Source organism: Nitrospira sp. T9 (assembly GCF_052156535.1).
Classification (GTDB): Bacteria; Nitrospirota; Nitrospiria; order Nitrospirales; family UBA8639; genus Nitrospira_E.
On sequence record NZ_JBQKUP010000025.1, the window covers coordinates 21,920 to 41,487 of the forward strand.

A 19,568-nucleotide genomic window follows, 5' to 3' on the forward strand; every position below is an offset into this window, starting at 1 on the left:
CCTGCTAACCTCGATGAGCGTGATAGTGCTGAACGAGCAAATGAACATAGGGGGTGGTCGGAGCATGGAGAATTTCGTGTGGAGTCCCGACTTGCTGAATGCATCCTTCTTTGAGGATGGTAATCCGGTCGCCTAGCCGGAAGGCTTCTGACATGTCATGGGTCACGAGGACCATGGTTTTTTGCAATCGGGCTTGAAGGGAGAGAAATTGGTCCTGCAGGTCATGGCGGGTGAGCGGATCTAACGCGCCAAATGGTTCGTCGAGCAGGACGATGGGCGGATCGGCTGCCAGGGCACGTGCCACGGCCACTCGTTGCCGCTGTCCCCCTGAGAGTTCAATGGGGTACCGTTCGGCAATTTGGGAGGGATTCAGGTTCACCAGATTTAAGAGCATGTCGACTCGTTCGAGTTGCTGTTCCAATGTCCATCCTAATAAGTGAGGTACGAGGCAGACATTTTGCTTGATGGTCCAGTGAGGGAAAAGGCCGCCATCTTGTGGGACATATCCGAGGCGTCGACGAAGTTGAATGGGATCCTGTCCAGAGGCGGGCTCGCCTTGAATGACGACGGCACCGGTCGTTGGTTCTATCAGCCGATTCAGAAGACGCAAAAAGGTGGTTTTCCCTGATCCGCTCTCACCAATCAGCGCCATGGTTTCCCCCTCTTTCACACTCCATTCAATGTTTTGAAGGGCATAGGTGCCATCCGGGAATTGTTTGCTGACCTGTTGGATTTCCAGTGCCCACGGGTTCATGTGGGTAAGTTCCTTAGGGCCGGGGATAAGAGAATCCAAATGGTGTGGTGATGCGTCATCGTTCATGATGAACGTCTGGAGAATTTCCTGTGACCTGTGGGCAGGATAACAGGGTTCAACCGGAGAGACTAGCCTCGTTATCAACGCCAGATGCCATGCTGGCTTAGGAAAACCTTCTATAAATTTGGAGAGAAACGTGAAAAAATGTAGCAAGTGGGTTATTTCGCTCATGCTTGCCTGTGCGCCAACGCTCGGTTTTTTTATCATGGTGACTTGATCTTCTGGCTTTGGAATGAAGTGCTGAAATGTATGGAGAAATTTCTGAGATCTTGGAATGTTTAAGATGGGCATAGTGGTTGCACCACTTGGTGAGAAAAAGAGAAAAAATCGGGCTGCAAGAAATTCTGAATGCTCTCTCATAAGCATAATGATGGAATTTTTATCGGTGTGCTTTTACTTTCCTAGGAGATTCGAATGCATCCACACATAAATGGAAATTCTCATCTTGAGGGCTGCCCGACTTCTAGCCGAGAACCTGATGCATGTTGTCGATGTGGGGGACTCATGAAAAGGGAGTCAGTTTTTGATCTCGTTGAAAATGAAATAGAATTTATGTCCGCTCGTTGTCTGCAGTGTGGCGATATTGTGGATCCCGTTATTCTCATGAATCGATCAGGGAAAGGTGTATTGAGTAGTCGCACCGGAAGGGCTCGGCATTGAATCTTTCCATACTTTGTGCGGGGTGTGGGTTGAGAAAGGCTGCTGGCCAGAAAGCATCATTCAATGAATGTGAATAGCTTGACCGGGCGTGGTGTGGCTAGTATCGAATTAGAGACAAAAGACTGTAATGGGTGGCATCCGGAGCATGAGCCTGACCTTCCGGACAGTGGTAAGCGCATTGTAGTTTTGGGTGTCGATCTTAAGACATGGACTGGGTTGACGGAGAACCTTTGGGATTTAGGGTTTACGCTTCAACGTCTTCCCTCTTCCCTTCAGGGATTGGATCAACTGAAAAATGCTTTCGTCGATGGCGTATTGTGGGACTGTGAATCGAGTTCCCTGACGGGCTTAGCGGTTGTGTCTCAGTTTTGCGGAAGAATGCCTGTCCCGCCGGTTATGGTCATCTCAAGCCCTTCAAACAAGAAGCTGCTGATAAAAGCCCTTGAAAATGGAGCGATGGATTTTATTATGAAACCCATCGATCACATGGAACTCCGAAATAAATGTGTGCGGTTGTTTGGGTAGGGGCGCAGGAAGGCCAATTTAGGGAGGAATTGACATGATTCCTGTATGGTGGGTTCCCGATTCCCAGAACCATTCTCTGGAAAATCCATATAGTCGTGTGAAATCGAAGGAAAAATTGGATGGGAAGCATTTTGAATCTTTACCTCCTGTTTCTATTCTGGTTGTCGACGACAGTGTTGATTGTCGCATGATACTCCACATGGCCCTAGAGCGAGAGGGCTATCGTTGCATAGAGGCAGAGGATGGAATTGCTGCTCTCAAATTAATTCAGGAAAAAACGATTAATTTCATCATCACAGATTTCCAGATGCCACATATGGATGGATGCGAATTCCTTGAAGGCATTTCGAGTGCGGCGATTAGTTGTCCTCCTGCTGTGATGGTTACAGGAAACCTTACAGATTCTGTGCGAATGAGAGCGACACATGCAGGGGCATTGGCCGTCCTCTCAAAGCCATTTGATCAAAGGAAGATTCTGAAGATGGTTCGGGAAGTCGTACATCGCAAACAAGAGGCCCATCATTGAAGGTGTATCCATTTCATCCTGGAAAATGGGGTGGTGGGTGCTTGATCCATTGCTATGGGAATTGTGTGGAGTAAGGAGAAACATATGATAACCGTTTTAGTGGAAAAATTTCCGTAAAAATAAAATTTTGCATTCTAGGTCGTGAATTCTGCTCCTAATTTGTCCTCTTCTTAAAATCCTCTCTCTTTCCCTAATTCTCTTTTGAAATTGGAGTGTGAATGCATTTTTGCCAAACGGGCATATGACTGAGGCATGCCCGACGAGGGAACCACGACAACCCGAAAAAAAAGGTCATCCATTTCCCAATATGGGCATGTCCTGTTTAGCTGATGAAATTAATTTTCATGGGAATATTCATTATGAGAGAATTGAGGGTTCGGTAAACCTCCCTCTGTTGCCTTAGGAACTAAATCCAACTTAGGCATAATACTGTGCAATGGCAAAAGGACATCAACAAAAGGGAGAAACCTGGTCACTCCATCCTCTCGGTTCAGGTAGAATGAATTAATAAGTTTAACGATAGGTTTCACGGTGTGGAGTATTTGGAGAAAATTCATCAAAACACGGGTGACGAGGCATTCTGTGAAGTGAGAAGATTTCTGTGAATGAGAGAGAATGGCCAGGACATAGCCGGCATTTTTGTGTTGGGATAATGAGAGCGGGGCGAGCAGTCTCCCGCATGTAATTGATTGAACCTTCGATATGTAGGAGATCGATTGGCCTTATTCAATGGTTCCATGCGGTAGTGTCCCGAAAACGCTAGAGCGCTAAGCCAGGTCGTTTGGGAACGTGTCTTATTTTAAAGTGCCATAGGAAGCCATCATGGAAGACAAAGGGTTCTTGTCATCTACCGATAGTCATGTATTGAAGGATTCGGATCAAGAATTAAAGCGGACGTTGCACGATCTCCAGGAACGCGTAAAGGAACTTACCGCACTTCATTCCACCACGCAGTTGTTTCACAACGAAGATTTATCGACCCAGGAATTACTTCAACGCATTGCCGATTTGATTCCGCCATCCTGGCAATACCCGGAAGTCACAGCCGCCCGGATTCGTTTCGGTCATCTGGAAATTACGACGCCTAATTTTGTGGTATCCCCATGGACCCAGCGGGAGGAGTTTATTTGCCGAGATGGAACGACGGGTGAAATTGAGGTCGTATATCTGGAGGAACGCCCGACGGAAGTTGAAGGCCCCTTTCTGCAAGAAGAGAGAAATTTATTACACTCACTGGGAGAGATGGTCCGTCTGCAGTTGGATCGGAAACGGACGCAAGCCGCCCTTCGTGAGGCGCATGATGTGCTGGAGCAGCGTGTGCTGGACAGAACATCCGACCTGACGACGGCCAATCGATTGCTGTCGCGGGAAGTGGCACAACGGAAAGAAGCCGAGGAGAAATTAGAGGACTTAATTGCGAAAATCCAGCGGAATCACGATGATCTCATTGCTATTTTAAATCAATTGCATATCGGGACTGCCCTGACCGACAGGGATGGAAAGGTGACCTTTTTGAGTCAGGCGGCCCAACAGTTATGCGGAAAAGCGAATTTTCCTCATTCAGGTGAGTCCTGGCATGCGTTGTTTAGCGATCCTGCCTATCATGTTCAAATACAGGACATGGTGAATCGTTCTCCTGGAGAACGGCAGGAAGTCTTAGTGCGCATGTCTGAGGTTGGTGGAGAGTGCACTCGTTGGATCAATGTGGATGTCAGAGATGATCCACGAGACCCGGAACGGAAAATGTTTTTCTTGTACGATGCCTCGGAGGTGCAGACCCTTCGTCAACTATTGGGAGAGACCGGCAAATATCAGGATCTTATTGGCACCAGTCATTCCATGCAATTGGTTTTTCAGCAGATTCAGGATTTTTCCCGTGTGGATTCCACCATTCTTATTGAGGGAGAGACCGGAACAGGCAAAGAACTGGTCGCTCGTGCCATTCATCAAGCCAGCCACCGCAATGAGTTTCCTTTTATTGCGGTGAATTGTGCGGGGTTGACGGAATCATTGGTCGCCAGCCAATTATTTGGGCATAAGCGTGGGGCCTTCACAGGCGCCGTATCAGATCAGCAGGGATTGATCGAAGCCGCAGAAGGAGGAACTTTGTTTCTGGATGAAATCGGGGATATTCCGCTCACCGTCCAAACCAGTCTGCTTCGGGTTCTGCAAGAATGGGAAATTACCCGTCTTGGGGAATCTCGGCTCCGGAAAGTGAATGTTCGTGTGCTTGCAGCCACCCATCATAATCTTGCCAATGATGTCAGTGTGGGAAGCTTCCGGGCTGACCTGTTGTATCGGATTCGGGTTGGAAGAGTGCTACTGCCTCCGCTACGGGAACGACGGGAAGATATCCCGTTGTTAATCAGCCATTTTCTGAACCAATACCGGGCGACCACAGGAAGGCCTGTTGAGGCCGTGAGTAATGAAGCGCTCCGGCTGTTGATGGCTTATGCCTGGCCTGGAAACGTTCGCGAACTCAAGCATGCCATTGAGTTCGCGGTCATTCGATGTCCTCAGACGATTATTCGACCCCCAGACTTACCGCCAGAGGTGCTTAATCAGGATGAAAGGCTTCCAGTGGCACCCTTTGAGGACATAACTTCAAGCTATGATGAAGATAAGGAGAAGATTCTCGCTGCATTAAAGCAGACGGGAGGGAACCGTTCAGCTGCGGCAAAGCTGCTTGGGATCGCACGCCTCACCTTGTATCGTCGCATGTCACGCCTCGGAATATCTTCTCGGCGTAAAACGCCCTCCATTTGAAATCTTGTTTGAGAGACAGTTCGCCCATCCTCCAACCATAGGCAAATTGCCACTATCAATCCTGGCGAATCTGGGTGAGGGATTTCAGAAAGGTCCTGCTTCTAATTCGCCAACCCCGGCAGGCTAAGGCATGGCTTTCCACGGTCCCGGTGGCAATCACCTGGATGGCTGGAACGCCCAGATTAGTAGCCGAGCATGGCCTAGAAGTTTCCTGTCTGGGTGCTTGCGCGATTTCCCCGCACTTCTTTCCTTGTTCGTCTATTCCTTTAGGGGTCTGTTGAAAAAAGCCGCCAGCGGCGTTCTCCCCATTTTTCCGTGCTCACGTACTATGCGTACGCTCCGTGCGTAAAAACGGCTGCGGCCTTGCTGGACGGACTTTTTTGAACCGACCCGGAGCCTTTGATGAGTAATCTAATCCTGGGCAAATTTGCCCTTGAAAATCTGTATTATTCAACACTTCCTTTAGAACAGTTACAAATATCCCGCATCTTCTTAATCTTCCTACATCCAGATCAATAAGAAACGCATCTGAAGGCATGACAGACTGACGTGTTACATAATGTATCAAGGAATTACACTTTTGATGCATTTAGATGTAACAGTTTAGCGCGTTCATTTTATTTCACAAATTTTAAGCTATTGAAATTAAAAGTAAATACTGCCTTAAAACTGTTGGCCTATAAATTGGATAGACATAAATAGGAGATGAAAGGGTGGGCAGTGAATCAATGGTGCTCTTTTGAAGCAGTCAGCAAGAAGGAGGAAGTCATGAATCACAAAATAATGATGTCATTTTTCCTCGTGGGGATACTCCTAGGCATTCCAAATTTTGTTTTGGCTGGTGAAATTACGAAAGAACAGGTTTCTGAATGGAAACTGGAAACCCAGGGTTGGTCCATTCAAGACCATATAGCTGCTGCGTATTCTGAAGAAGAGGAGGCCCGGTCTTTAGAGGACCGCATTCAGCAATTAGATGAACGCATAAGCAAGTTGGAGGAAAAGCCATACTTCGATCCGAAGGGCTTTACCAGAAGTTCCTTAAAACTTCTTTTCAGTACATTGGAAGGGCAAGAGAAACTTCTAAATGAAAAGATTGCCTGGCATTTTCGGCAGGCCGACCAGGCCAAGCTGACGGAGGAGTAATGGAACCTCCAAGAAAGAGGGGGAGGATTACCTGGCTATCGGTATTGAGTGTTTGTGAATATCCCTTCCGTCGATGGAGTCGGCTGTAACGTCATTGAGCCAATGTGGGTAATCGTCTAACCGAACTTAACCATGACGTTGGCCTCATCGGTTTTTACTTGGGGTCATATTAGTAGGGAGGGTCTGCCTTTTATGCCGGTTGTTTCCTAATCCTTGCATGAGTGTGTTCCGTTAATGTTCTTTTCAGAAACAGGACCTCAATTTTCTCAACCATGCGGGTCCCTTAAATAGGAGCCTGAGTGAGTCGGCAAAGCAGAGCCAAGACTCTTCTCATTTTCTGAATGTTCCTAACGGACACTGATTATGGGCCGATGGATTACTTCAGGCTGGAGGGGTAGCCCCTTCTATAGCCGTCTTCACATTTCTCAGACAAAACCCTGATCAACAAAACGGAAGGAAGCTAGAATGGACGACAAAAAGTGTAACATTGTGTAACTACATGAATCACTTTTGTTACATTTGCATGTTACATGCATGACATAATTTTAAATTCATAAAATTTTAAATCATTGAATGTAAAGGTAAATATAATATAATTTTTGTTGGCATATAAATTGGATATTGAAATAGGTTGTGCGGGAAGCAAAGTTAACATTAGCAGGACAGGTTCGAAGATGTTTTAAAACTGATAAATGCTGGAAGGAGGAAGTTATGAATAACAAATTTTTTATTTCAGCTTTTCTTGTGGGGATGCTTCTAGGACTTCCACAGTGGGTCCTGGCTAGTGATAACGGTCAAGAGCAGAGCTCAGCCTGGAGAATGGAGACCCAGGGTTGGTCGATTCAAGATCATATGACTGCGGCAAAAGCTTCAGAAGGGGAGGTCCAGTCTCTGGAAAGTCGTGTTCAGGATATAGATAAGCGCATAGCCCATTTTGAGAGCAAGCCACACTTCGACCCGAAGGGGTTTCATAGAAATGCCTTGAAGCATATCTCTTCTACCTTGAAAGGGAATACGAGTCTTCTGAATGAGAAGATTGCATGGCATATAAGCCAAGCTGATCAAGCTAAGCTGACGGAGTAGTGGATTCCCTGTATGATGTAGTTGCAAATGCCAGTAAATGTCCATCCCGGTTCCATGGAATGGGGAGGTTCGCCAGTCTCCTCATTCCTGGAACAGAATAATTTCCCCCCTGTTTACTCTTGTGCCTGACGTTATACGTCAGGCTTTTTTTTTATAAGATTTTTAATCTACATAGAATTGCATACCAGTTACGACCTGATGCAAAAAAAATCTTAGGCAAATCGCTTCTTCCACACATGAAGAAGTGGCCTCAATGGTGACCCTTATCCAGCCATGCATCCATGGGGTGGCGAATGGGTGTGCGATTTAGCACGGACATCTCCGTGCGTTTTCGCTCTACTATGAAAATTAAAAATGAAGTTTTTTTAATAAAGTTTACTTAAATAAACGATTAATTGCGTGACCTGGATGGCACCATGGAATGAGTGGTGGTTTGACTTATTAAGCTATTGAAAAATATAACATATTTTTCTAAATAGTAGCTAAGGCGCCAAGACAATTTTGACGAGGAAAATAGATATTTGTACACCACCACAAAAGTTATTTATGGCTCAGTAATTGCTGCCTCCTTATAGAAATTTAAGCGTAATATTTTTGCCCATGAATAACAGTTTCTGGTTCAAAGGTTCCAGTTAAGGTTAGAATCTTTCGTACTCATATTTTAGTGTGAGGGGCTTATACATGATAGTCGATATGACCCACTCAACTGATCATCTTGCCCGTTACTTCTATCAAACCCTGCTGGAAGTCACGAACATCTTAAATTCCCAACGGAATTCGGAAGGTCTGTGGAAAGCCATTACGGGACATATTAAAAAGGTGATTCCTTGGGAACGTGCGGGTATTACGTTGTATCATTCTGACATAGATGCCTTCCGGTTTTACGCGGTGGAAACCAGTATGTCTGTGGTGAAGTTGAAATGTGATGCCATCATCCCTCGAGAAGGCAGTGCAATGGGGTGGGTGTATAATCATCGGCGTCTTCATGTTCGTCCCAATATACAGCAAAATCCAGTATTTTTAGAAGATGCGTTTTATCACGAAGAGGGTCTGGGAAGAATGATCAATATTCCCATGATTGTCGGGGATAATTGCATCGGATCTTTGAATATCGGGAGTGTGGAATCAGGGGATCCTGATCCGGAAAATGTCTTATTTTTACGCCAAGTGGCGACTCAAATTGCTTTTGCCATTGATCATGTGCGGGCCTATGAACAGATCAACCACCTGAAGGAACAGCTCACTCGTGAAAATGCCTATCTTCTAGAAGAAATCAAAGTTACGTATGATTTTGGAGCGATGGTTGGAAATAGTCAAAAGTTTAAGAACGTGCTGGACCTGGCCCAGGCCGTTGCCCCAACCACCACCTCGGTGCTCATTATGGGGGAAACGGGAACGGGAAAAGAACTATTGGCGCGATTACTACATGAGTTGAGCCCACGCAATTTAAAGCCTTTTGTTCGAGTCAATTGTGCGGCGTTGCCTTCAGGTCTTGTGGAAAGTGAACTCTTCGGCCATGAAAAAGGCGCGTTTACCGGTGCAGAGAATGGAAGACCCGGCAAATTTGAGTTAGCCAATGGGGGCACCTTGTTTCTTGATGAAATCGGGGAGATGCCGATTGAAGCGCAGGCAAAACTCCTGAGGGTTTTACAAGATGGTATCGTGGAACGAGTAGGCAGTATCGAGGGGAAAGCCGTCGATGTGCGAATCATTGCCGCGACCAATAGCGATTTAAGCAAGGCGATTGCCGAAGGGCGTTTTCGTTCCGACTTATATTACCGACTGCATGTCTTTCCGATTGTGGTTCCACCTCTCCGGGAACGTCTGCATGATATTCCCCTTCTGGTGCGACATTTCATGGAGAAAAATCGGTTGCAGTTCAGACGAAACTGTCAGGAAATCGATGATCGTTCAATGGAAATGCTTGTTCAGTATCCATGGCCGGGTAATGTACGGGAACTGAAAAATGTGATTGAACGGGCCATGATTCTTTGCCAATCGTCCGTCATGCATGTGGAGGATTCATTGTTGCAGTCCACGGGAAACGACATGGATGCCATGCCGCCCACTCAATTAAAAGACGTGGAACGCACTCGAATCCTACAAGCCTTAGCGGCGTGTGAATGGAGAATTGATGGACCATTGGGGGCAGCTAAGCATCTGGGGTTACATCCCAGCACATTGAGAAGCCGATTGAAAAAATTCGGGATCAAGCGGCACTCTGAATAAGACACCCAATCGTGGCGTGTCTGTCTGATTGAGAACCGGTTCGTCCGGAGGTACTTATTTAAAAATAGGCTATGCTCTCGTTTTTGCTCTCCCATCCGATATTTTGGCCCGTCCCACTGTTTCACTAATATATCTCTTTGCCATCATGGCATTAACAGGTCATCCCGTCAGGATGATTATTCAGAGGGGAAACCCATGTAAACAGGTTTCTTTGCACCACTCCTGGTGAGTGGCCCCAGCATGCGAAAAAACGCCTCACGCCAAGGCCAATTTTTTTCAGATCCATGCTGAAATCTGTTTATTGGTATATGACTGTTCGGTCGTGAAGTCCGGGAAATTTCTATCCTCAATGGGTTAACGAGGCAAATACAATCTTCATGAGATTTTCAGTAGCCCACAAATTCTTCAGAGCGAATATTGGTCTTTGGAATGTCGATAGACTCAAGCATTTTTCGTAATCCATCAACCATTGCAGGGGGCCCCACAACATAATACAGAGCCGCTTTCCCCTCTTTGACATATTTTCGAAGCATGACATTGTCAATCCGACCGGTTTCACCTTCCCAGGTTTCCGTGTCTCGGTTTGGGTTCGTCATTGTTCCAATACACGTAAAATGCGTATTCTTTTGTTGGAGGGTATGCAGTTCATCAAGAAAAGCGGCATCTTCGGGATGTCGATTTGAATACAAGAGAATGAGATGATGTGAGAATTTGCGATGAGCGGTTTCGACCACCATACTTCGGAACGGTGTAATCCCGATTCCTCCTGCGAGAAGAACGATCGTTCGGGAATCGTCAGGCGGTAGCGTGAATTGTCCGAATGGACCTTCAAGGTCAATTGTCGTTCCAAGAGGCATTTCTGCCAACATGCGTTTAAAGGGGGTGTCCCGAAGACGGGTGGCGACCATGAGCTGTTGTTCGGAAGGAGCGCTGGCAAGGGTCAGCGCCCGTGTTTGGCCTTCTGGATCGGATGTGGAAAGATTCGGTAATGACACATCGATAAACTGTCCAGCTGTATAGGTGAATCCAGCCGGTCGATCAAAATAGAACGCCATTGTATCCTTGGCGATTTCCTGACGCTTTTTCAATGCCACGTGATAACTGGAAGGCCTAGTGAGTTTTCCCATTGAGATCGCTTCTTGATGGTGACATACGTTATGAGGTGATTCCGAACTCATATTATCCTAGCGGTTTGATATGGGGTTGAGTCAATTGTTGGCCCATGGTTTTCATTAGCCGATTAAAATGAATCCATTTTTTCCTCACGATTTAAACATGAAATAATCGTACTGCCTTCTCAGATTTTGCGTAAGTTTAAGCTCATTTCTCGTATTAGACAGGTCATTCGTTTCTGTGCTTGAATCTGTCATAACAAAGGATTGAAGGATTGTGGAACGAATTGAGAGAAATTACCGGGCGCTCCTGAACGTCGCGATTGTGCTTAATTCACAACGGGATACCAATAGTCTCTGGCAGGCCATTATCGAGCAGATTGAACAGGTCATGCCCTGGGCCCGGGTCAGTGTGACTTTATATGACCGTAAGTCTGATGGGTTTCAATTTTATGTTGTGACGACTCATTTGGCGAGGGTCGTGGTCCAAGGTGATACCGTGATACCGCGTGTTGGGAGTGCAATGGGGTGGGTGTACGATCACAAGACGTTACATGTTCGTCCTGATCTCAAACAGGAGCAGGTCTTTTTGGAAGATCAATGGTATGTGGAGGAAGGGCTAGGACGCATGATTAACCTTCCGCTGCTGGTCAGAGGAAAGTGTGTGGGGGTGTTGAACCTTGGAAGCGTTGATGCGGGTAACCCGGATCCTGATGCTATTGAGTTTTTATCCCAAGTGGCAATGCAAATTGCCTATGCCATAGATCATGTACAGGCCTATGAGGAAATTAATCTGCTACGTCAACAGTTGGCACGAGAAAACATCTATCTGGTCGAGGAACTCAAGCTGACAAAACACTTCGGGGCCATGGTAGGACGAAGTCAGGTTTTTCAGCATGTATTGGAACTTGCCCGCGAGGTCGCTCCCACCACGGCAACCGTTCTGATCACGGGGGAAACGGGAACCGGGAAGGAACTCCTCGCCCAGGCCATTCATGATTGGAGCATGCGTGCGAACAAACCGTTCATTCGGGTCAATTGTGCGGCTCTTCCGGCAGGATTAGTCGAAAGCGAATTATTTGGTCACGAAAAAGGAGCGTTTACTGGAGCCGATTCCAGGCGTGAGGGGCGTTTTGAGTTAGCCCATGGCGGGACCTTGTTGTTAGACGAAATCGGGGAAATTCCTATGGAGACCCAAGCGAAATTATTACGAGTAATCCAGGACGGGATGGTTGATCGTGTGGGTGGGAAACAGTCTATTCCGGTGGATATTCGGTTGATGGCCTCAACGAATGCCGATCTGCCATCAGCCATTGAACAAGGTCGTTTTCGTGCTGACCTTTTCTATCGACTTCATGTGTTTCCGATTACCATCCCTCCCCTCCGTGCCCGGCCGGAAGATATTCCAGAACTCGCACAGCATTTTCTGGAGCACTATGCTATTAAACTCAAACGGCCCTGCGAAATCATTGAACCGGATTCTCTGCAGCGGCTTATCCGGTATTCCTGGCCGGGTAATATTCGAGAACTGGAAAATGTTATTGAACGGGCGGTGATTCTCTCTCATCAAAAGATTCTGCGGATCGATGAACGGCTTTTGATTCTTCAGAATGCCACCCATGAATCAAAGGCTCCAGCTGGTTTGGTTGATTTTGAACGGCAACATATTCTTCAGACCCTGGCCTCCAGCAATTGGCAAATTGAGGGAGAGGGTGGGGCGGCGGAACAACTTGGATTGGCACCTAGCACGCTCAGGAGCCGGATCAAAAAATTAGGTCTTCAACGCCCGACTCGACCCTAAATTGTTCAACGTTACACTCTTTCTTTCTACCTGGTCCCACTCTTTTCTCTGAAATCTCATGTGCTGAAACCACGGTGGATGGTGGTATGAGCCACCGGACCACCACGATCTCTCATGGGGTTTCACTGCCAGTCTATTAACCTGCGTATTTGTCAATAGCATCTACAGCATTTTCAATGGTTTCTCGTCTCAGTCCCTCTCAATCCACCTGTGGCTCGGTGTATGCATACCGAAAATGGAGCCAGTTACTTTTTATCAATTCGTTATAGAAATTTGGTTCATGAGTTCAGGTTTTATGCGCGATCCTGAGGCGGGAGCAGTAGGTCATGATTTTGGTTGAGGTTCTGCTGCTTGGGGGGCAACCTCTGTTCATGAGTAATGAGTGCTCATGAAATTCTATCTCGACACGGTGAGTCTCACAGAAATTCAGGAGATTGGTAGGCTTGGGATTCTGGATGGAATAGCCATGAACGCCACGTTGGTTACTGAGCAGGGGTTGAATTTCTATCAAGGAATTCGAGAAATCTGTCGTTATGTAGATAGTCCGATCAGTGTCGGCGTGTTGAGTATTGAAGAAGAGGCCATCGTCAAGGAAAGCAAAGAATTATCGAAAATCCACAAAAATGTCTTGGTGAAGTGTCCTTTGACCCCTGCTGGTCTCAAGGCGACTAAGCGGTTGACAGCTGAAGGCATCAGGGTGAATGTGTCTTTGTGTTTTTCCCTCACACAAGCCTTAATTGCCGCCAAAGCCGGTGCCTGGTGTGTGTCCATTTGCCTTGATCGCACCGGGGACAATCAAATTAAGGGAGACGATATTATTCGAACCATTGTCACCGTCTTTCAAAACTATGGTCTATCCACTCAGGTGCTTCTTGCCGGTATCCGTTCTCCTCATGATGTGCGTGAGGCAGCATTAGCGGGAGGGCATATTTGTACGATGCGATTCCCTGTGTTTCAGCAACTTTTCGATCCTGCTGTGTAATTGTCCTTTCTGGCCACATCCTCCGATCCGGATTGTGCTCTTCAGAACCCCCGACCTTTCGAAGCGTGAGCGGGTGTGCGGGTATCTTATCTTTCTTCGTCATGCTCTTAGTCTTCCCCCTTTTGTGCTTCCCGCATTTTTTGAGTCCAGCCACGTAAAGCGGTGGTTGGCCACCACCTCCCACCACGTTCTTTCGTGGGTGAATGATCCGTCTGCGGATGTTATCCCGGAGAAAAACAATGGAAACTTTAGGATTACAAGGGATTGTCCTGGGACACTGAATTATTTTGATTGGGCATGCCCCATGCAAAGCGTTCAACAACATGAACATCCGGAATGAAAGCAGTGGCACCCAGAATTCGGCAATGTCAGGAAAACTTGTGAGATAAATTTATCAGAAGAAATTTTTTATGGATGTCAGATGAGTCCAATGATTTTGGGGGGAGAGATATGAGTGGAAAGCGTGGAGGAATGAAACTTAAAAAGAATGCCGCAGTTTTATTGATCAGCATGATTGCGGGAATGTTGCTGCTGCCGATCGGTATCGCGATGCCGATCCTATTTGGAAATGGTGAAGCCGTCGCTTCAGGGGGAGGGCAAAGTTCCCAGCCTGTCCAGGAGGTTGTTGAGGGTGAGGAAGGCGCAGCGCCGGTCGAAATGGGACGGGATATTTATTACAAGACCGAGGGCATCGTGTCCAGTGAGACGGCGCCACTTACAGCTGACAATACTCACGATTATCCGCGCTATGGGAATTTTGAAAGTCGCGTGCTGATTTGGGTTGCGAACCAGCAGCATTTGTATTACGGCAGTTTTGTCTTAGCGGTTCCCATCTTCTGCATGGTGATTGAGTTCATCGGCATGGTGACAAAGGATAAAGCCATGGCGAAGAAATACGACCAGCTGGCCTATGATTTTATCAGAATTAGTCTGACCGCATATTCGTTGACCGCGATCCTTGGGGGCATCCTCCTTTTCACCTTTCTCACGCTTTATCCTACGTTCTTCAGTTACCTCTCTGGAATTTTCCGTCCTGTCATGCACATCTACGCTCTGCTCTTCGTCGCCGAAAGCGGAACGCTGTATATCTATTACTATGGATGGGACAGGATGAGAGAAGGAGTCCTGAAATGGGTGCATCTCAGTATCGCCGTGGTCCTAAATGTTATTGGAACCGTGCTGATGTTTTTAGCGAATTCGTGGATCGCCTTCATGATGTCCCCGGCAGGGGTGGATGAACAAGGACGGTACCTCGGGAATATCTGGCATGCGATTCATAGCGCGTTGTGGAATCCGCTGAATGTTCATCGAATTTTAGGAAATATGGCATTCGGAGGCAGCGTCGTTGCCGCCTACGCGGCCTACCGGTTTTTATCGGCTAAAACCGATGAAGAACGTGCCCATTACGACTGGATGGGATATGTCGCGATGTTTATCGCAGTCATTTTCCTCATTCCATTGCCGTTTGCGGGCTATTGGCTCATGCGGGAGGTATATGCCTACCGCCAGCAAATGGGAATTACCCTGATGGGAGGCCTCCTCGCTTGGTTGTTTATTATTCAGGCCACCATGATCGGTGCTCTCTTTTTGAGTACGAGTTATTACTTGTGGCAATGCTTTGGCCGGATGCCGGGTGCGGAACGATTTCAACGATACATTAAATATCTGGTGTTTATTGCGGTGGTGGGCCTACTGGTATTTATCACGCCCCATACCATCGTGATGACCCCGGCTGAGTTGAAAGCCATGGGAGGTCAACAGCATCCCGTATTAGGCAACTACGGGGTGATGTCTGCCAAAAATGGTGGAATCAATATGCTCATCATTGTGACGATTGTGAGTTTCATTTGGTATCAGCGAGGCAATTTGATTCCGGCAGTGAAATGGAAAAAGTTTGGCAATATTTTTATGACCTGTTTTTTCGTGGTCGGCAGTCTCAATATTATTTGGTTAGCCATCTATGGGTATTTCATTCCGGCGAACGTGCGGATAGGGCTATCGGTGCCCCAGGTGGCCACTACCATGTCGTGCCTTTTGTTAATGATGCCGATGAATCTGGCCATGCTGAAAAATGCCAGGATGGCGGGCCCCATTCAATGGGGCAAAATGCCGGCCAGATCACAATATGCCCTGATCGCTCTGGCCACGGAATTTACCTGGATGATGGCATTGATGGGATACATCCGTTCATCAGTTCGCCTCTTCTGGCATGTCAATGAGGTAATGCGGGATAACTCGCCCTGGGCCTATACCCACACCATCGGGTTTGCCGCGAATATGATCTCCTTTAACGTTCTGCTGTTCTGGTCGACCATTCTATTCGTGTTCTGGCTGGCGGCATTTGCCGGTAAAAAATCGCCGGTACCGGAGATGTCGAAGGTACCAGAATCATCCCCTGTACCGCAGTTCACACCTCAACCGGCCAGTCGTATCTGATGTGCTTCGTGGGGAAAGTATAGGTTGGTGAATGAATCCTTGATTCCTGAAGCCAGTGCGAGGACGGGGCGCTGAAAAGCGCGGGCACTCATTTAAGTGAAGCGGATGATGGAGTGATTGAACAGAGAGGAAAAAAGAGATGATGGAATTTTGGGTTGCAAATCCTCTGATTGAAATGATCTTCGGGATAGTCAGCTTCGTGGGAGTCTTACTGTTGGGCTGGGCAAATCTTATGGTCGATCCCCCAAAAACCGCGGTGGCCATACCTGCCGAATTGAATGTGTGGGAAAGACATCGGTTGAGGCAGTCTCAAAGAAAGGAGGAATAAAGGGTTTGTGTCGTGAGCCGGAACAGTCAACCTTTATATGGAGGAGCGTTTGATGTTGGTCACAAAAAGACAATTTTTGAAAATTACAGCAGGCACTGTGGCGGCAGTGGTGTTGGCGGATAATGCGTTGGCGTTGACGGCATTGCAATCGGTTGTGGAGGTAGGCAATCCATTGGGTGAATACCCTGATCGCTCCTGGGAGCGGGTCTACCACGATCAATACCGGTATGACAGTTCCTTTACCTGGTGTTGTTCCCCCAATGACACGCATGCCTGTCGTATTCGTGCGTTTGTCCGGAACGGGGTCGTGATGCGCGTAGAGCAAAACTACGATCATCAAACCTATGAGGATATGTACGGGAATCGGGGAACCTTTGCCCATAATCCCCGGATGTGTTTGAAGGGGTATACCTACCATCGCCGGGTGTATGGTCCCTATCGTTTAAAGGGGCCCTTGATGCGGCGTGGCTGGAAAGCCTGGATGGATGACGGAAGTCCTGAATTAGACCCAACGGTCATGACGAAATATAAATTCAATGCGCGCTATTTGGATGATATGTTGCGGGTCTCCTGGGATACCGCGTTTACCTATTTGGCCAAGGCCATGATCGTGATCGCCAACCGGTATAGCGGCGAGGCCGGTGCGAGGCGATTGCGGGAACAAGGGTATCCTCCGGAAATGATCGAGATGATGAAGGGCTCAGGAGTCCGGAGCATGAAATTCCGGGCCGGTATGCCTGTCTTAGGTGTCATAGGCAAAATGGGCATTACCCGGATGAACGGGGGATGTGGAGCCCTGTTAGATAGTTGGGTGAGAAAGGTTGGGCCGGATAATGCCCAGGGTGGGCGGTATTTTAATAATTTGACCTGGCACGGTGATCAGGATCCTTCGCAACCATTCTGGTCCGGAGCGCAAGCCATCGACTGTGATCTTTCCGATATGCGATTCAGCAAGATGAATACAAGTTGGGGCAAAAATTTCGTCGAAAACAAGATGCCGGAAGCTCATTGGAAGCTGGAGTCCATTGAACGAGGTGGTCGAGTGGTGGTCATTACCCCGGAATACAATCCCACCGCACAACGGGCCGACTATTGGATGCCGGTCCGTCCCGAGACAGATGGAGCGTTATTTCTCGGGGCCTGCAAAATTATTTTAGACGATGGTCTTCAGGACAGCGATTTTATTCGATCCAGCACGGATTTACCCTTGTTGGTTCGCACGGATACTCTGCAATATTTGGATCCGCGCGATGTCATTAAAGACTATGCCTTCCCGGATTTCTCCAAAACGTATTCGGGGAAAGTGCAAGGGCTTTCGCCTTCTCAGATCGCTCGCCTTGGAGGGTTTATGGTGTGGGATCTCAATCAGGACAAGGCGGTCCCGCTTCACCGAGAACTGGTAGGTTGGCACTTTAAGAACAGCGGTCTCGATCCGGCGTTGACGGGATCGTTCAGGGTGAAATTACTGAGTGGGAGGGAGGCAGATGTCATGCCCCTTTTCCAGATGTATCAGGTCCATCTTCAGGATTACGATCTGGATACGGTCCACCAAATCAATCGATGTCCGAAAGACCTTATTGTGCGATGGGCTCGAGATAACGGGACCATCAAACCGGCCGCCATTCATAATGGAGAAGGCGTCTGCCATTATTTTCATATGACGTCGATGGGGCGTGCGGCTGCCATGGTGATGACCCTGACAGGAAACATGGGGAAATTCGGTTCGGGATGTCATACCTGGTCAGGAAACTATAAGGTTGGTGTCTGGGCGGCCACGCCATGGTCGGGGGAAGGCATTGGGATCCACACCGGGGAAAATCCGTTCAAGATCACGACGGATCCGAATGCCCATGGGAAAGAGATTAATTACCGTCCATACTACTATGGCGAAGAAACGACGTACTGGAACCACGGCGATACGGCGTTGATTGTGAATACACCCAAGTACGGCCGTCGGGTATTTACCGGAAAGACGCATATGCCGACACCGAGTAAGCTCCGATGGGTGGCGAATGTCAATATTCTCAATAATTCAAAACACCATTATGACATGGTCAAGAATGTGGATCCCCACATCGAAGCGATTGTGACTCAGGACATTGAAATGACATCAGATGTGAATCACGCCGATGTGTCATTTGCGGTGAACGGGTGGATGGAGTTTACCTATCCTGAAATGACCGCCACCGTCTCCAACCCCTGGATGCAGGTATGGAAAGGTGGCATCCGGCCGTTGTATGACACGCGGAACGATTTGGATACGGTCGCGGGCGTCGCGGCCAAACTCACCGAAATAACGGGTGATGGCCGGTTCCGCGATTACTTTAAATTTGTCTATGACAATCGCGTGGACGTGTATGTTCAACGGTTGTTGGATGCCGGTAGCACCTCTTACGGGTATTCGGCTGACACGATGCTGAAGTCGGAAAAGGGCTGGATGGTGATGACCCGGACCTATCCTCGTATCCCATTATGGGAAGAAACCAACGAATCGAAGCCGATGTGGACCCGCAGTGGCCGACTGGAGACCTACCGGGTGGAGCCGGAGGCCATTGAATATGGGGAAAACTTCATCTCGCATCGGGAAGGAACGGAAGCGACACCGTATCTGCCGAATGCGATCATGTCATCCAATCCGTATATCCGGCCGGATGACTATGGGATTCCGATCACGGCGCAACATCATGACGATAAAACCGTCCGCAACATCAAGTTGCCCTGGGCGGAAATTAAACGATACGCCAATCCGCTCTGGGAGAAGGGGTATCAGTTCTATTGCGTAACGCCGAAGACCCGGCATCGGGTGCATAGCCAATGGTCGGTGAATGACTGGGTGCAGATGTATGAGTCCAACTTTGGCGATGCCTATCGGATGGATAAGCGGACACCGGGGGTGGGTGAGCATCAAATTCATGTCAACCCATCAGCGGCCAAAGATCGTGGCATCAACGACGGGGACTATGTCTACGTCGATGGGAACCCGGTGGACCGGCCGTATCGTGGATGGAAGCCTAGCGACCCTTATTACAAGGTGGCGCGGTTGATGATCCGGGCGAAGTACAACCCGGCCTTCCCGTACCATGTCACGATGGCCAAGCATGCGCCGTATGTATCCACGGCGAAGTCGGTAAAGGGGCATGAAACCCGGCCGGACGGACGGGCG

General features: G+C 48.1%; 13 protein-coding genes. 11 read left to right on the forward strand and 2 right to left on the reverse strand.

Annotated features, from left to right (window positions below):
- Window positions 1-4 precede the first annotated feature (4 nt).
- Complete coding sequence (locus ACTRXD_RS03375) at window positions 5-754, reverse strand: ATP-binding cassette domain-containing protein (protein WP_442430431.1); 750 nt, start codon at window positions 752-754, stop codon at window positions 5-7.
- A gap of 783 nt (window positions 755-1,537) precedes the next feature.
- On the opposite strand from ACTRXD_RS03375, the gene ACTRXD_RS03380 reads away from it, so the two are divergent.
- The 6 genes from ACTRXD_RS03380 (at window position 1,538) to ACTRXD_RS03405 (ending at window position 9,746) form a co-directional block, all read left to right on the forward strand.
- Window positions 1,538-1,999, forward strand: a complete 462-nt coding sequence (locus ACTRXD_RS03380) for a response regulator (protein WP_442430432.1) — start codon at window positions 1,538-1,540, stop codon at window positions 1,997-1,999.
- A gap of 34 nt (window positions 2,000-2,033) precedes the next feature.
- Entirely contained in the window at window positions 2,034-2,525 is a 492-nt protein-coding gene (locus ACTRXD_RS03385; RefSeq protein WP_442430433.1) for a response regulator, read from the forward strand.
- A gap of 822 nt (window positions 2,526-3,347) precedes the next feature.
- On the forward strand, window positions 3,348-5,291 hold the full coding sequence (locus ACTRXD_RS03390; RefSeq protein WP_442430434.1) for a sigma 54-interacting transcriptional regulator: 1,944 nt from the start codon (window positions 3,348-3,350) through the stop codon (window positions 5,289-5,291).
- A 768-nt stretch (window positions 5,292-6,059) separates the two neighbouring features.
- Entirely contained in the window at window positions 6,060-6,434 is a 375-nt protein-coding gene (locus ACTRXD_RS03395) for a hypothetical protein (RefSeq protein WP_442430435.1), read from the forward strand.
- A gap of 711 nt (window positions 6,435-7,145) precedes the next feature.
- Window positions 7,146-7,517, forward strand: a complete 372-nt coding sequence (locus tag ACTRXD_RS03400; RefSeq protein ID WP_442430436.1) for a hypothetical protein — start codon at window positions 7,146-7,148, stop codon at window positions 7,515-7,517.
- Window positions 7,518-8,198: 681 nt separating this feature from the next.
- Window positions 8,199-9,746 (forward strand): sigma-54-dependent Fis family transcriptional regulator, encoded by a 1,548-nt coding sequence (locus ACTRXD_RS03405; RefSeq protein WP_442430437.1) that lies wholly within the window; start codon window positions 8,199-8,201, stop codon window positions 9,744-9,746.
- 386 nt (window positions 9,747-10,132) lie between these two features.
- On the opposite strand, the gene ACTRXD_RS03410 is transcribed toward ACTRXD_RS03405, so the two are convergent.
- Complete coding sequence (locus ACTRXD_RS03410) at window positions 10,133-10,873, reverse strand: ferredoxin--NADP reductase (RefSeq protein ID WP_442430438.1); 741 nt, start codon at window positions 10,871-10,873, stop codon at window positions 10,133-10,135.
- Between the two features lie 262 nt (window positions 10,874-11,135).
- Between ACTRXD_RS03410 and ACTRXD_RS03415 the strand changes: the two genes are divergently transcribed.
- From ACTRXD_RS03415 to ACTRXD_RS03435, 5 genes are all read left to right on the forward strand, one after another.
- Window positions 11,136-12,659, forward strand: a complete 1,524-nt coding sequence (locus ACTRXD_RS03415; RefSeq protein WP_442430439.1) for a sigma 54-interacting transcriptional regulator — start codon at window positions 11,136-11,138, stop codon at window positions 12,657-12,659.
- A gap of 388 nt (window positions 12,660-13,047) precedes the next feature.
- Window positions 13,048-13,641, forward strand: coding sequence for a transaldolase family protein (locus ACTRXD_RS03420; protein WP_442430440.1), 594 nt, complete (start codon window positions 13,048-13,050; stop codon window positions 13,639-13,641).
- 471 nt (window positions 13,642-14,112) lie between these two features.
- A complete protein-coding gene (locus tag ACTRXD_RS03425; RefSeq protein WP_442430441.1) occupies window positions 14,113-16,077 on the forward strand; it encodes a cytochrome ubiquinol oxidase subunit I in 1,965 nt (654 codons plus the stop codon).
- A 139-nt stretch (window positions 16,078-16,216) separates the two neighbouring features.
- Window positions 16,217-16,405, forward strand: coding sequence for a hypothetical protein (locus ACTRXD_RS03430; protein WP_312741590.1), 189 nt, complete (start codon window positions 16,217-16,219; stop codon window positions 16,403-16,405).
- 52 nt (window positions 16,406-16,457) lie between these two features.
- The coding region (locus ACTRXD_RS03435; protein ID WP_442430442.1) for a molybdopterin-dependent oxidoreductase at window positions 16,458-19,568 on the forward strand (3,111 nt) is incomplete at its 3' end.